Source organism: Nocardia sp. NPDC003482 (assembly GCF_053588115.1).
This window is the reverse complement of the sequence record NZ_JBSFPI010000002.1, coordinates 472,175-484,961: the sequence shown is the minus strand read 5'-3', so window position 1 is coordinate 484,961 and position 12,787 is coordinate 472,175. Positions and strand designations below refer to the sequence as shown.

Genomic DNA, 12,787 nt, shown 5'->3' with positions numbered 1-12,787 from the left:
GCTTTTCGGGCCGGGAACAATCCGAAGGGATTGCGTGTTGTCGTGGGTGCCGCTAACGTAGGCATCGTTCTTCTTGTGGACGCAGGTTGATCTGATCCCGCCCCGCAAGGTCTTCATTCCGGTTCCGCCGGAGTTCTCATTCGCGGCACCAGGCCGCGGTCACGGCCGTTCGCCGTACCCACGCGACATTTCCCGGAGGGGGAAACACCATGACACACAACGACATTCAGGATGCGGTCCCGGCGACGACCGTGACCGGCATCCTCGACATCTCCGACAACCACGCGTCGCTGCGCACCGAGGGCTATCTGCCCGGCGAGCACGACGTCCACGTATCCACCCGCCTGATCCGCGAGAACGGTTTGCGCCCCGGTGATTCCGTCACCGGCGCCGTCGGAACCCGGCGGGCGGGCGCGAAATTCGATCCGCTGGTGCGCGTCGACACCGTCAACGGGCTCGCGCCCGAACAGGCCCGCAAGCGACCGCGTTTCGCCGAGCTGGTCCCCATCCATCCCTGCGACCGGCTCCGCCTGGAGACCGAACCGCACGAGTTGACCACCCGCGCAATCGATCTCACGATGCCGATCGGCAAGGGCCAGCGCGCCCTGGTTGTCGCCCCGCCCAAGGCGGGTAAGACCTCGGTGCTGCAATCGGTCGCGCACGGCGTGGCGAAGAACCACCCCGAATGCCAGCTCATGATGGTCCTGATCGGCGAGCGCCCCGAGGAGGTCACCGACCTGTCGCGGGCCGTGCCCGCCGACATCGCCGCCGCCACCTTCGACCGCCCGCCGCGCGAACACGTCGCGGTCGCCGAACTGGCCATCGAACACGCCAAGCGCCTGGTCGAGATGGGCCGCGACGTGGTCGTCCTGCTCGACTCGCTGACCCGCCTGGCCCGCGCCTACAACCTCGCCGCCCCCGCCTCGGGCCGCGTCCTCTCCGGCGGCGTCGACGCGGCCGCGCTGGCCCCGCCCAAGAGGTTCCTCGGCGCGGCCCGCAACATCGAGGGCGGCGGCTCGCTCACCATCATCGCCACCGCGCTGGTGGAGACCGGCTCGCTCGCCGACTCGGTGATCTTCGAGGAGTACAAGGGCACCGGCAACGCCGAACTCAAACTCGACCGCCAGATCGCCGACGCGCGCGTCTTCCCGGCCGTCGACGTCAACCGCTCCAGCACCCGCCGCGACGAACTGCTGCTCGACCCCGCCGAACTGGCGGCCGTCGAGTCCATGCGCCGCACCCTCGCGGGCCGCGAACCCCGCCAGGCCGCCGAACTCCTGCTGACCGGACTGCGCGGCACCCAGACCAACGCCGAATTCCTGCACAACATCCGCACCGCCGGAAGGTGATCTCGTGCCCGCCCGGTTCCTCCCGTTACCCTGGACCGGGGATCGGCACAAGGGACCAGGCCGACCCGGCTGGATCTGGAGGTTTTCGTGAGGCTGCCGGTGCAATCGAGTCGAAGTTCTCGCCGGTGGGACGAAACCTCGGGCATTCCGGGCGAGAAGCGAAAATGACCGATCGGGAGCAGATGCTGCGCCGGGTCGCCGACGCCCTCAAGGCCCTGCCCGACGACGAGCGCACGGTCACCCTGGGCCGCCACCGCCGTCACACGCCCGATCTGGATCCGGCCGCCCGCGCCGAACTCGTCGACATGTTCGCCGAACGCGTGAAAAACGATGGCGCGCAAGTGGTTCGGATCTCCGACAGCGAGATCGCCGACGCCGTGACCGAGGCGCTCACCACCCACGACATCGGTTCGGTCGTCGCCCCCGAGGGCCTGCCGCTGGAGTGGCTGACCGTCTGGGCGGACACCGACCGTCACCGGGTCGTGCCCGACCATCCGCTCGTGTCGACCGAGACGCCCGACGCCGTGGTGACCGGCTGCGCGGGCGCGGTCGTCGAGCCCGCGACCATCGTGCTGGACGGCGGGCCGGGCCAGGGCCGCGCGTCGCTGCTGGCCCCCGGCTGTCACATCTGCGTGGTGCGGGCCGATCAGATCGAACCCGCGCTGCCCGACGTCCTCGACAAACTCGACTCCCGCCGCCCGATCACCTGGTTCCGCGGACCCGCGGCGGCGCCCGACGAGGACGAGTTGGTCTCGATCGCCGCGGCCGGCCACGGCCCGCGCCACCTCGTGGTGGTCATCGTCGAGTAGGCGACGCGGCGCGACTGCAAGCGCTTCTTAAGCCCGAACCAAGCCCCGGGCGGCATCGTGCTCTCGTACGGATGTGCCCGTTCGCGAGGGGTGGCGGGCACGTCCGGACCGTTGTCCGTTGCCACGTTGTGATCATGGTCCTGAGCGTTTCGCGCCATCTCGAGGAATGATGGTGGACAAGTGCGCCAAGGAGATTGGGAGCGACGATGGAAACCGTGGTCGTCTTCGTATTGGCCTGCCTGTTGTACTGGTGGGGCATGCTCTGAAAGCGGCCTAACCTCTCCGGTCCCGCACGCGAATCCGTGCGGGCGAACATATGTGCGAATGCCACTATGCTGGCTCGGACAGGAGAGGAGAGACCGCGATGGCCGCGAACGCGCGAGGGATCCCATCGGTCTGGACCCGCCCGCAGCGCCCCCGCCGTGACACACCCGTGCTGAGCCGCGAACAGATCGTGGCCGAGGCGATCGAACTCCTGGACACGGAGGGTTTCGAGGCGTTGAGCATGCGTCGCCTCGGCACCAAACTCAACGCCGGGGCCACCTCCCTCTACACCCACGTCGCGAACAAGGACGAACTGCTCGAACTCGTCGTCGACGAAACCTTCGGCGAGATCCGGCTTCCCGCCGCACCCCCGCAGCGCTGGCGGCCCGCGCTGCTGCGGCTCGGCCGCGACATCCGGGCCGTGCTGCTGCGCCACCCGTGGATCACCGGCGTGCTGAGCACCGCGGGCCTGAGTCACCTGGGCCCCAATATGATGCGCCTGTCGGAAGCCCTGTTGACGATCCTGGAGTCGGCGGGCTTCGACGAGGAGTCCGCCGATCGCGGCGCGAACGTCCTGCTCGGCTACGTCATCGGCGCGACCTCCACCGAGGCCGCCATGCTCACCACCCTCGCCCACAGCGGCCTGGCCGAACCGGAGTGGTTGCGGCGCTTGCGTTCCGCCGCCCGCGCGGCCTCGAGCCCGTATCCCCGCATCCACCGCCGCTACACCGACCACCACGACGCCGATCCGGCCCGCACCCGCGACGCCCACTTCGACACCGAACTCGGCATCGTCCTCGACGCCCTGGAGCTGCGCCGCCTGCCCGGATGAGCAAGCGGCGCAACGTCATCGAGCCCGAGCATCCCGACCGAGTGCCGGCGCTCGCCGAGATCGCTCAGCGCCCGGTGGGCAGGTTCGCTCCCCCCGTGACGTCGAGCACCACCCCGGTGACGAATCCGTTCCCGGCCAGCGCGCGGATCGCGCTCGCGACCTCCTCGGGCCGGCCGACCCGGCCGACGGGTGTGGTGGCGGCCAACCCGTCGAACAGCGCCTCCCGCCGCTCCGCGGGCACCCGGTCCCACCACGGCGTATCGATGACACCGGGCGCGACCGCGTTCACCCGCAGCGGCGCGAGTTCCACCGCGAGCGGCGGCACCAGCGCGTGCAGCGCGCCGTTGATCGCGGCCAGTCCGGCCGTGCCCGGGAACGCCGCGTGCGCCGAGGCCGCGGTCACCAGGGTGATCGAACCGGCCGGAACCAGATGCGGCAGTGCGGCTTTCACCACCCGCAGCTGCGCCCAGAACTTGGCCTCGAAACCCGCGGCGAGGTCGTCGAGATCCAGCTCCGCGAACGGACCGCTGCCCGCCGCGCCGCTGACCGCGACGACGAGGTGATCGATCGGGCCGCACGCGGCGAAGAACCGGTCGATGTCGGCACGGTCGCTCGCGTCCATCCGGAAGCCGGTGGTCGCGCCGCCGATCCGGGCGACGGCTGCGTCGAGCTTGGCCTGGTCGCGTCCGGTGACCGTGACCTCGGCCCCGTCGGCGGCGAAGGCCGCGGCCGTCGCCTCGCCGATCCCGGAACTACCACCCATGACGACGACGTGCGGAGCGTTCATCTGCTGCTCTCTTCTGCTCGAGATCTGTTGTCAAGACTGACAGTCTCGACAACCGGAGACGGCGGTACGGTATTCCCATGGCATCCCCGAGCCGCCCGCCGCGCCCGCACACGGGGCGCCGCCGCAACGAGGCGGTGCGGCAGGCGATTCTGAGCGCCGCCGTGGAACTGCTCGCCGCCGCCGACGGGGCCCCGATCACCATCGACGCCATCGCGCGCGCGGCCGGGGTCGGCAAGCAGACGATCTACCGGTGGTGGCCCTCCAAGGGCGCGGTCCTGCTGGCGGCCATGCTCGAACGCGCCGACGAATCGGTCCCGCGACCGGACACCGGTTCGCTGCGCGGCGATCTCACGGCCATGATCGCGGCGACTTTCACTGGGGCGCAAGAGAATTCGACCGCCTCGGCGCTGCGGACCCTGGTGCGCGAGGCGGCGGACGATCCGCACACCGCCGAGTTGCTGCGGCAGTTCGCCCTGACCCGGCGAGCGGCGTTGCGGCGCATCGTGATTCGCGGGGTGGAGCGGGGCGAACTGGCATCGGACACCGATGTGGACTTGGTGGTCGACCAGGTCTACGGCGTGTTCTGGTATCGGTTCCTGCTCGGGCACGCCCCTTTGGACGAGGCAACGGCGGCGCGGTTGGCGGCCACGCTGGCGCCCGGCTCCTAAGATCGGTCGACGCGACGGCAGTTCGCGCACAGACCCCAATAGACGACCTCGGCCTCGTCGATCACGAACCCGTGCGCGTCCGACGGATCGAGACAGGGGGCGTGACCCACGGCGCAGTCGACGTCCACGACCGTGCCGCATTGCCGGCACACCAGGTGGTGGTGATTGTCGCCGGTGCGCGCCTCGTAGAGCGCGGCGGATCCGGCGGGTTCGATCCGCCGCAGCAGACCGGCGTGCACACAGGCGCGCAACACGTCGTAGACGGCCTGGGTGGACACCGTGCCGAGACGCTCGCGGACCGCGGCCGCCACCCGATCGGCGTCGGAATGCGGCTGGGCCACCACGGCATCCAGGACCGCGACGCGCGGCGCGGTGACGCGCAGCCCGGCCTCGCGCAGGCGCGCACGCGGATCGAAGGGGTCGGTGTGCATGACTCCAGTGTCCAGCTTTTCTGGAACAAGACAAGAAAAGACCGATAGTTATGTTTCGCTGATCGGCGGGAACGCTCTCGATTCCATTGCGACACTGGCGTGTTGGCCACCGCGTGTCGCCCGGCGCGTTAGCCTCCCGGCATGGGCCGCATCCGCGCGTGGATTTCGGGCATGGTCGTCGCCGCACTGCTGGCGGGCGTCTTCGTGGCCGCCCCCGGATGGGCCGAGTCGGGCGACGAGATCCGGTGCGCGGTCCCGGCCGGACGGCAGTTCGCCCGCGCGACACCGGAGGCCGCCGGATTCGACGCCGACCGGCTGGCCGCCGCGCTGGCGTTCACCGGCGAGCGCAATCGGCTCAATGTGCAAGTGTTCCGGCACAACTGCCTGGTGGGCGAGGGCCCGAGCAACGCCGCCACCGGCGACACCGCCTGGAACGTGTGGAGCGTGACCAAGAGCGTCGTCGCGCTCGTCGCCGGAATCGCCTGGGACCGTGGGCTGCTCGACCTGGACACCCCGATCGATCGGTACCTGCCGCCCGGGCTCGGCGACCCGGCCCACCGCGCGATCACGGTGGAGAACCTGCTCACCGAGACCTCCGGACTGCGGATCGGCGCGCTGACCGAGGGGCTGACCGCGGTCGTCCCGATCGATCCCAACAGCGCGGTGCAGGCGCTGGGCACGCCGTTCGACAATCCGCCCGGCACCGAATTCACCTACAGCCAGCGCAATGTGGACCTGTTGACCTATGTGATCGAACTCGCGGTCGGCGAGCCGTTCCAGCGCTTCGCGCAGCGCGAGTTGTTCGATCCGCTGGGCATCGCGCGCGGCGACTACTACTGGGCCCGCGACCGTTCCGGGCACACCTACGGCTACGCCCACCTGCTGATCCCGCCGAACGATCTGGCGCGGCTGGGCCTGCTGGTGACCGACGACGGGCGCTGGGGCGATCGGCGGGTGGTGTCGAGCGAGTTCCTGCGCGCGGCGCGGCGGCCCTCGGCGGCCAATCCCTGTTACGGCTATCTGTTCTGGGTCGGCGCCGGATGCGTGGAGATGCCCGCGTTCCTGCCGCGCGACACGTATCTCATGTCGGGACTGGGGTTGCAGAACGTGTTCGTGGTGCCGGAGTGGGATCTGACCGTGGTGTGGACGGGCGTGTTCGGCAATCGCACGGGGCGGGGCGTGTCCGGGGTGTTGCAGACCACCGACGAATTGTCCTGGGAGTTCTTCCGCCGATTGGTGGCCGCCATGCAACGGCCGCCGGTCCTCGACCCCGGGCCGTACGTGGAGCAGGCGATCGAGCTGAATCCGGGCGACTACATCGATCCCGATATCGCCGCGTCGGTGTTCGGGCTCGGCCCGGCCGCCTATCCGGGCTGTAATGTGTTGTCCTGCTTGCAGACTCCGCTCGCCGCGCCCTTCACCGACGCGCCGCCCGGCTGTTTCGTCGTGGTGTGCCTGGGGCCCGATCCGCGCACGCCGGGCATCCGCTGAGTCAGGCGTCGAGTCCGGCCAGCAGGGCGGTGTTCATGTAGTCGCGGAACAGCACGATCGCGCCGTCGCGAATCCGGATCACATTGACGGAGGTACGAATTCGCGCCCGCTCGGCGCCCGGACGGGTCATGTCCACATCGATCTCGGTGACGAACAGTTCCGGGTCGGCGCACTCGTGCAGCTGAAAGTCGATGCCGTGCACCTCGATTCCGCTCGTGCCCGCCCACCGCCGCCGCAGATGGTCGCGGACGGCCTCGCGGCCCGCGAGCCGTTCGGGCAGGCCGGGGACGGTGAACGGGATCTCGAACACCGCGTCCGGCGCGAACAGCGCGGCGAAGGCGTCGGCGTCGCGGGCGGGCAGTACCCGGAGCAGCTTCTCGACCAGTTCGCGTGGGGTCTCGACCATGGCAACCTCGTTTCGACAATAAACGGAATTAACGCCCCGCTTATCTTCCGGAACGATCGCCCCGCTTGTCAATGGCCCGACTCGGTAGACTCGCGCCGTGACCGAGACACGTCCCCTGCGCGCCGACGCCCGCCGCAATCGCGAGCGGGTGTTGAACGCGGCGCGGGAAGCCTTTGCGGCCGAGGGCATTTCGGTTCCGTTGGACGAGATCGCGCGCCGCGCCGGGGTCGGCCCCGGCACGGTCTATCGGCACTTCCCGACGAAGGAGGCGCTGTTCCACGCGGCGATCGTGGACAATCTCGAGCGCATGATCGACTTCGCCCGGGAGGCGGCGCGCGCCGCCGAACCCGGCCCGGCCTTCTTCGCCTTCCTGGAGCGCATGGTCGCCGAGGGCGGCCTCAAACGCGACCTCGCCGAGGCCCTGGGCAGCCACGACACCGTCGAATGTTCCGCTCCCACACAGCAATTGTGGGACGAGATCGATGGCCTGCTGCGCCGCGCCCAGGACGACGGCGCGATCCGCGCGGACCTGCGCCCGACCGATCTCAAGCGGATCATCCGGGGCGTCTTCCTCGCCACCCATTCCCCGGAGATCACCGATGACGAACGCCGCCACACGTTCGCCATCGTCTTCGACGGCATGCGCCCCCGCTGAGCCTCAGCTCCGGCGGAGCAGCACCTCGGCGATCTGAATGGTGTTGAGCGCCGCGCCCTTGCGCAGGTTGTCACCGGAGACGAACAGGGCCAGGCCGCGGCCCTCGGGGACGCCCGGGTCGTGGCGGATGCGGCCGACGAGGGATTCGTCGATACCGGCGGCGGCCAGCGGGGTGGGCACGTCGGTGAGTTTCACGCCGGGAGCGTCGGCGAGGATCGCGCGGGCGCGCTCGACCGACAGCGGGCGGGAGAATTCGGCGTTGATCGACAGCGAGTGACCGGTGAAGACCGGGACGCGCACGCAGGTTCCGCTCACCAGCAGATCGGGCAGGCCGAGGATCTTGCGGCTCTCGTTGCGGAGCTTCTGGTCCTCGTCGGTCTCGCCGGAGCCGTCGTCGACCAGCGAACCGGCCAGCGGCAGCACATTGAAGGCGATCGGGGCCACGTACTTGTTCGGAGCCGGGAACTCGGCCGCGGAACCGTCGTGGGTCAGCTTCTCCATCTCGGGGGCGACCGCGCGGATCTGGCCCGCGAGTTCCTCGACACCGGCCAGACCGCTGCCCGAAACCGCTTGGTAGCTGGACACGATCAGGCGGTGCAGCCCGGCCTCGTCGTGCAGCGGCTTGAGCACCGGCATGGCGGCCATGGTGGTGCAGTTCGGATTGGCGATGATGCCCTTGGGCAGATTCCGCGCCTGCTCCGGATTCACCTCGGAGACGATCAGCGGCACCTCGGGATCCTTGCGGAACGCCGAGGAGTTGTCGATCACGGTGACACCGGCGGCGGCGAACCGCGGCGCCTGCACCCGGGACATGGTGGCCCCGGCCGAGAACAGCGCGATATCCAGTCCGCTGGGATCGGCGGTCTCGGCGTCCTCGACCACAACCTCCCCGCCGCGCCACGGCAGGGTCTTGCCCGCCGAACGCGCCGAGGCGAAGAAACGCACCTCGTCGGCGGGAAAGTCCCGCTCCGCCAACAGTTTTCGCATGACGGCGCCGACCTGTCCGGTCGCGCCCACGACTCCTACGCGCACTCCCATGATCAACGCCCCGTTCCGGCGTGCACGACCGCCACCTCGTCGCCACCGAGATCGAACGCCTTGTGCAGCACCTGCACCGCCTCGTCCAGTTCGGTGTCCTTGACCAGCACGGAGATTCGGATCTCGGAGGTGGAGATGAGATCGATGTTGACCCCGGCCTCGGCCAGCGCCTCACAGAAGGTGGCGGTGACGCCGGGATGACTCTTCATGCCCGCGCCCACCAGCGACACCTTGCCGATGTGGTCGTCGAACAGCACCTGGGAGAAGCCGATCTCGGTCTGCCGCTTGGTGAGGAACTCCACCGCCTTGGGACCGTCGGTCTTGGGCAGGGTGAAGGTGATGTCGGTCTTGCCGGTCTCCACCTTGGAGATGTTCTGGAGCACCATGTCGATGTTGATCTCGGCGTCGGCGATGGCCCGGAACACCTTGGCGGCGTAGCCCGGCTCGTCCGGCAGGCCCACCACGGTCACCTTGGCCTCGCTGCGGTCGTGCGCGACGCCGGTGAGGATTGCTTTCTCCAAGGGGATGTCCTCCATCGATCCGTAGACATAGGTGCCCTGTTTGTCGGTGTACGAGGAGCGCACATGCACGGGCACGTTGTAGCGGCGGGCGTACTCCACACAACGCAGCATGAGCACCTTGGACCCGCAGGCCGCCATCTCCAGCATCTCCTCGAAGGAGACCTGGTCGAGCTTCTGCGCGTCCGGGACGATCCGCGGGTCGGCGGTGAAGACGCCGTCCACGTCGGTGTAGATCTCGCAGACGTCGGCCTCGAGCGCCGCGGCCAGCGCGACGGCGGTGGTGTCGGAACCGCCGCGGCCCAGCGTGGTCACGTTCTTGCTGTCCTGCGAGACGCCCTGGAAACCGGCGACGAGCACGACCGTGCCCTGGTCGAGGGCCTGCCGCACCCGCGAGGGGGTGACGTCGATGATGCGCGCGTTGCCGTGCGCCTCGGTCGTGATCACCCCGGCCTGCGAGCCGGTGAACGACCGGGCCTCCGCGCCGAGTGAGTGAATGGCCATGGCCACCAACGAGTTCGAGATGCGCTCGCCCGCGGTGAGCAGCATGTCCAGTTCCCGGGCGGGCGGGGCGGGCGCCACCTGCTGGGCGAGATCCAGCAGTTCGTCGGTGGTGTCACCCATGGCGGAGCACACGACGACGACGTCGTGCCCCTGCTTCTTCGTCTCCACGATCCGTTCAGCGACGCGACGGATTCGCTCGGCGGATTCGAGCGAGGATCCTCCGTACTTCTGAACGACGAGAGCCACGACAGGGTCCTCCAAGATCGACGAGCTGGCTGTTACCAGCAACTAAGGGTACCGATCGATGTCTACCCGTTTCCGGCCCACCTCCGACTGTGACCGGGCTCAAGAAACCGGCGCGGGGGCATGACGGGTGGTCAGCGCGGTGAGCAACCAGTTCTGCTTGGTGTTGTGGAAGGCCGTGAACCGCCATTCCCCGTCCTCGCGCACGGCCACGAAGAGGTTCACCTTGGTGTTGAACCGGTTGCGCCGCCCGCGTCCCTTCACCACCGCGCCCTTGCCGTGCACGAGCGCGACATCCGGGGTCACGAAGCGCAGCGAGGTGATCTCGCCGTCCAGCCGCGAGCCCTTCTGCCACTTCTCGAACACCGGGCGGTGCATCTCCTCGATATCGGCGCGGCGGCGGTAGTGCGGGCCGAAGAAGGTCACGTAGTCGGCGTCGGCGGTGAAGCAGGCCGCGAAGGCGGCCGCGTCGCCGTCGGCCCAGGCACGATTCAGGTCGTCGAACAGGGTGCGGATCGCGGTTTCGTCGGCGAGCTGCTGGGTGGTCATGGTGGGCCTTTCTCTGATCGACACATCAACTGCGTCAAGAAATAGTTGATTGAGTAAGATACTGAGCCAAAGCGGCTATGCTGTCAAGCATGACGACGAAGGCGGAACTGGGCGAGCGGCTCACGGTGGCGGCGCAGCGCAACGCGACGGACGCGGTGATGATGCATCAGGCCGTGGCCGACAAACTGGGCCTGCACGTGACCGACCTGCGCTGTCTGAACCTGTTGCGGCTCAACGGTTCCGCGACGCCCGGCGAGCTGGCCGCCCGCACCGGCCTGACCACCGGCGCGGTGACGCGCATGATCGACCGGCTGCTGGCCGCGGGCTTCGTCCGCCGCGAACACGACCACGCGGACCGCCGCCGCGTCATCGTGACCCTCGCCGAGGATCGGGTCGCCGAGATCGGCGCGCACTACGAGCCGCTGGCCCGCGAGTTCGGGAAACTGCTGGGCGACTACACGGTCGAGCAGCTGGAATTGATCCTGGACGTCTTCGATCGCCTGCACGAGACATCGCAGCGGGTGGCGGCGCTGCTGCGTACGGGTGCGTGATTCGGGAAGGACTCGGATATGGAGAGCACCGTTGTCGAGGTGAAGACCGGCCGGGACGAGGTCGTGCGCGACCTCACCGGCGAGTGCGCGCGCTTCCTCGGGGAGGTGGCCGCGGGGCGGGACGGCCTGCTGCACGTGTTCGTGCCGCACGCGACCGCCGGGGTGGCGCTGATCGAACTGGGCGCGGGCAGCGACGACGATCTGCTGGCGGCGTTGCGGGATCTGCTGCCCGCCGACGATCGCTGGCGGCATGCGCACGGCTCGCGCGGGCACGGGCGCAGCCATGTCATGCCCGCGCTGATCGCGCCCTACGCCACCGTGCCGGTGCTGCGCGGCGAAATGGCCCTGGGCACCTGGCAATCGGTGGCGATGGTCGACCTCAATGTGGACAACCCGGTCCGCGAGGTCCGGTTGTCGTTCCTCGCGGGCTGACGCTCAGGCGCGGGTGTACCAGCTCACCTGTGCGCCACTGGCGAATTCGCGCCTGGCGGTCGGGGTGAACCGCGTCGGGTGGAACGCGCCCGCGAGGACGGGCACACCCGTACCCGCGAGCACCGGATAGGTCTTGAGGATCAGCTCGTCGATCTCGTCGGCGAGCACCCCGGCGAGCGTTCCGCCGCCGCACAGCCAGATATCGCGGCCCTCTTCGGCTTTGAGTCGCCGCACCAGCGCGACCGGATTCTCGCGGACGATCTCGACCGCCGGATCCTCGACCTCGGGCAGCGTGGTCGACACGACGTACTGCTTCAGATGCGGATACGGGCTGGCCACCCCGATCGCGAGTCCCGGCTCGTAGGTGCCGCGACCCATGATCAGCGTGTCCCACCGCGTGTTCGGAGTGTCCACAGCCATCCCCAGATGCGGGCGCAGGTGCGCGGGAATCGTTTCGGGGTAGTCGGTGGCGATCCACGCGGTCACGTCCTCCGCCACCGGGAAGAAGTCGAATTCGCCCGCGGGCCCGGCGATGTATCCGTCCAGCGAGACACCCACGTAGTAGACGAGTTTTCGCATGTAGTTACCGCCTTGGCCGTTGTACTCCGAATGTAGTGATCAGAATATAGTACTACATCTGAAGTGGTGTCAAGGCCCTGGCAGCGCACACAAAACCCGCCCCGGAACCCTGTGAGCGACACGTGTGAAACAGACCACATGGTTGACGGGCGGCTGTGACCACGGAGACAATCGGGCCGTACCAGTACGGGGGGTGGAGGGCACAGGCAATGCGCACGAAGACCGACCACCGATTTCTCGTCGAGGTCCATCCGGAGCAGGTGCTGGAGGCATTGCTCGCGGTGGAGCGGATTCCGGAATGGTCACCGTGGCACAACGACGTGCGGGTGGCGACGCGCGACGAGTTCGGCCGGCCCAAGCGGGTCTACGCGACGGTGACGCCGATGAACAACCACGACCGCCAGGTCATCGAATACGACTGCGCCGAGGACCGGATCGCCTGGGAGGTGGTCGAGAGCGGCATCGGCGGCGGCGGTAAGGGCTGGTTCGAGATCGAGGAAGTGGCCGAGGGCACCGAGGTCTGGTACCACACCGAGGTGCAGTTGCCGATCCCGGTGCCGGGCCTGCTGATGAAGCGGACGCTCAACCGGGTCAACGACGAGGCCGTGCAGAACCTCATCGAGTTCATCGAGAAATTTCGCTTCGAGAACTACGAAGTGAGCTGATCGCCTGCCACGATGT

General features: G+C 68.8%; 15 protein-coding genes and 1 pseudogene. 9 read left to right on the top strand and 7 right to left on the bottom strand.

Annotation, left to right across the window (positions count from 1 at the left end; all coding sequences use genetic code 11):
- Positions 1-194 precede the first annotated feature (194 nt).
- The 3 genes and pseudogenes from ACWDSJ_RS05425 to ACWDSJ_RS05415 form a co-directional block, all read left to right on the top strand.
- Positions 195-1,349 (top strand): annotated as a pseudogene (locus tag ACWDSJ_RS05425) (transcription termination factor Rho, short form); the annotation flags it as partial.
- 164 nt (positions 1,350-1,513) lie between these two features.
- Positions 1,514-2,158 carry a LutC/YkgG family protein gene (locus ACWDSJ_RS05420; protein ID WP_450029378.1) on the top strand — a complete coding sequence of 215 codons (645 nt, stop codon included), beginning with the start codon at positions 1,514-1,516 and terminating at the stop codon, positions 2,156-2,158.
- 364 nt (positions 2,159-2,522) lie between these two features.
- Complete coding sequence (locus ACWDSJ_RS05415; RefSeq protein WP_450029376.1) at positions 2,523-3,254, top strand: TetR/AcrR family transcriptional regulator; 732 nt, start codon at positions 2,523-2,525, stop codon at positions 3,252-3,254.
- A gap of 64 nt (positions 3,255-3,318) precedes the next feature.
- Here the strand turns inward: ACWDSJ_RS05415 and ACWDSJ_RS05410 are convergent, their stop codons facing one another.
- Entirely contained in the window at positions 3,319-4,041 is a 723-nt protein-coding gene (locus tag ACWDSJ_RS05410) for an SDR family oxidoreductase (RefSeq protein WP_450029374.1), read from the bottom strand.
- Between the two features lie 77 nt (positions 4,042-4,118).
- Here ACWDSJ_RS05410 and ACWDSJ_RS05405 point away from each other — a divergent pair, with 77 nt between their 5' ends.
- A complete protein-coding gene (locus ACWDSJ_RS05405; protein WP_450029372.1) occupies positions 4,119-4,709 on the top strand; it encodes a TetR/AcrR family transcriptional regulator in 591 nt (196 codons plus the stop codon).
- On the opposite strand, the gene ACWDSJ_RS05400 is transcribed toward ACWDSJ_RS05405, so the two are convergent.
- The gene (locus ACWDSJ_RS05400; RefSeq protein WP_450029370.1) at positions 4,706-5,140 is read right to left on the bottom strand and encodes a Fur family transcriptional regulator; all 435 of its coding nucleotides are present in this window, start codon (positions 5,138-5,140) and stop codon (positions 4,706-4,708) included. The genes ACWDSJ_RS05405 and ACWDSJ_RS05400 overlap by 4 nt on opposite strands.
- 141 nt (positions 5,141-5,281) lie before the next feature.
- On the opposite strand from ACWDSJ_RS05400, the gene ACWDSJ_RS05395 reads away from it, so the two are divergent.
- Positions 5,282-6,631 carry a serine hydrolase domain-containing protein gene (locus ACWDSJ_RS05395; protein WP_450029368.1) on the top strand — a complete coding sequence of 450 codons (1,350 nt, stop codon included), beginning with the start codon at positions 5,282-5,284 and terminating at the stop codon, positions 6,629-6,631.
- A 1-nt stretch (position 6,632) separates the two neighbouring features.
- On the opposite strand, the gene ACWDSJ_RS05390 is transcribed toward ACWDSJ_RS05395, so the two are convergent.
- Positions 6,633-7,037, bottom strand: coding sequence for a nuclear transport factor 2 family protein (locus tag ACWDSJ_RS05390; RefSeq protein WP_450029366.1), 405 nt, complete (start codon positions 7,035-7,037; stop codon positions 6,633-6,635).
- 97 nt (positions 7,038-7,134) lie between these two features.
- Here ACWDSJ_RS05390 and ACWDSJ_RS05385 point away from each other — a divergent pair, with 97 nt between their 5' ends.
- Positions 7,135-7,692 (top strand): TetR/AcrR family transcriptional regulator, encoded by a 558-nt coding sequence (locus ACWDSJ_RS05385; RefSeq protein ID WP_450029364.1) that lies wholly within the window; start codon positions 7,135-7,137, stop codon positions 7,690-7,692.
- 3 nt (positions 7,693-7,695) lie between these two features.
- Here ACWDSJ_RS05385 and ACWDSJ_RS05380 read toward each other — a convergent pair whose 3' ends face one another.
- The 3 genes from ACWDSJ_RS05380 to ACWDSJ_RS05370 all read right to left on the bottom strand — a co-directional run bounded on the left by ACWDSJ_RS05380 (position 7,696) and on the right by ACWDSJ_RS05370 (position 10,544).
- A complete protein-coding gene (locus ACWDSJ_RS05380; protein ID WP_450029362.1) occupies positions 7,696-8,730 on the bottom strand; it encodes an aspartate-semialdehyde dehydrogenase in 1,035 nt (344 codons plus the stop codon).
- 2 nt (positions 8,731-8,732) lie between these two features.
- Positions 8,733-9,998: an aspartate kinase gene (locus ACWDSJ_RS05375; protein WP_387359037.1), complete on the bottom strand. Its 1,266-nt coding sequence runs from the start codon at positions 9,996-9,998 to the stop codon at positions 8,733-8,735.
- A 99-nt stretch (positions 9,999-10,097) separates the two neighbouring features.
- Positions 10,098-10,544 (bottom strand): SgcJ/EcaC family oxidoreductase, encoded by a 447-nt coding sequence (locus ACWDSJ_RS05370; protein ID WP_450029360.1) that lies wholly within the window; start codon positions 10,542-10,544, stop codon positions 10,098-10,100.
- Between the two features lie 89 nt (positions 10,545-10,633).
- Here ACWDSJ_RS05370 and ACWDSJ_RS05365 point away from each other — a divergent pair, with 89 nt between their 5' ends.
- The gene (locus ACWDSJ_RS05365) at positions 10,634-11,095 is read left to right on the top strand and encodes a MarR family winged helix-turn-helix transcriptional regulator (protein ID WP_450029358.1); all 462 of its coding nucleotides are present in this window, start codon (positions 10,634-10,636) and stop codon (positions 11,093-11,095) included.
- Between the two features lie 18 nt (positions 11,096-11,113).
- Entirely contained in the window at positions 11,114-11,527 is a 414-nt protein-coding gene (locus ACWDSJ_RS05360; protein WP_387359031.1) for a YjbQ family protein, read from the top strand.
- Positions 11,528-11,530: 3 nt separating this feature from the next.
- Here the strand turns inward: ACWDSJ_RS05360 and ACWDSJ_RS05355 are convergent, their stop codons facing one another.
- Complete coding sequence (locus tag ACWDSJ_RS05355; protein ID WP_450029356.1) at positions 11,531-12,106, bottom strand: dihydrofolate reductase family protein; 576 nt, start codon at positions 12,104-12,106, stop codon at positions 11,531-11,533.
- 209 nt (positions 12,107-12,315) lie between these two features.
- On the opposite strand from ACWDSJ_RS05355, the gene ACWDSJ_RS05350 reads away from it, so the two are divergent.
- The gene (locus ACWDSJ_RS05350; protein WP_450029354.1) at positions 12,316-12,771 is read left to right on the top strand and encodes an SRPBCC family protein; all 456 of its coding nucleotides are present in this window, start codon (positions 12,316-12,318) and stop codon (positions 12,769-12,771) included.
- Positions 12,772-12,787 lie beyond the last annotated feature (16 nt).

Bases quoted from the DNA above. Each gene is read 5' to 3' on its own strand.
- ACWDSJ_RS05420 (WP_450029378.1), top strand. From the start codon at position 1,514: ATGACCGATCGGGAGCAGATGCTGCGCCGGGTCGCCGACGCCCTCAAG.
- ACWDSJ_RS05415 (WP_450029376.1), top strand. From the start codon at position 2,523: ATGGCCGCGAACGCGCGAGGGATCCCATCGGTCTGGACCCGCCCGCAG.
- ACWDSJ_RS05410 (WP_450029374.1), bottom strand. From the start codon at position 4,041: ATGAACGCTCCGCACGTCGTCGTCATGGGTGGTAGTTCCGGGATCGGC.
- ACWDSJ_RS05405 (WP_450029372.1), top strand. From the start codon at position 4,119: ATGGCATCCCCGAGCCGCCCGCCGCGCCCGCACACGGGGCGCCGCCGC.
- ACWDSJ_RS05400 (WP_450029370.1), bottom strand. From the start codon at position 5,140: ATGCACACCGACCCCTTCGATCCGCGTGCGCGCCTGCGCGAGGCCGGG.
- ACWDSJ_RS05395 (WP_450029368.1), top strand. From the start codon at position 5,282: ATGGGCCGCATCCGCGCGTGGATTTCGGGCATGGTCGTCGCCGCACTG.
- ACWDSJ_RS05390 (WP_450029366.1), bottom strand. From the start codon at position 7,037: ATGGTCGAGACCCCACGCGAACTGGTCGAGAAGCTGCTCCGGGTACTG.
- ACWDSJ_RS05380 (WP_450029362.1), bottom strand. From the start codon at position 8,730: ATGGGAGTGCGCGTAGGAGTCGTGGGCGCGACCGGACAGGTCGGCGCC.
- ACWDSJ_RS05370 (WP_450029360.1), bottom strand. From the start codon at position 10,544: ATGACCACCCAGCAGCTCGCCGACGAAACCGCGATCCGCACCCTGTTC.
- ACWDSJ_RS05365 (WP_450029358.1), top strand. From the start codon at position 10,634: ATGACGACGAAGGCGGAACTGGGCGAGCGGCTCACGGTGGCGGCGCAG.
- ACWDSJ_RS05360 (WP_387359031.1), top strand. From the start codon at position 11,114: ATGGAGAGCACCGTTGTCGAGGTGAAGACCGGCCGGGACGAGGTCGTG.
- ACWDSJ_RS05355 (WP_450029356.1), bottom strand. From the start codon at position 12,106: ATGCGAAAACTCGTCTACTACGTGGGTGTCTCGCTGGACGGATACATC.
- ACWDSJ_RS05350 (WP_450029354.1), top strand. From the start codon at position 12,316: ATGCGCACGAAGACCGACCACCGATTTCTCGTCGAGGTCCATCCGGAG.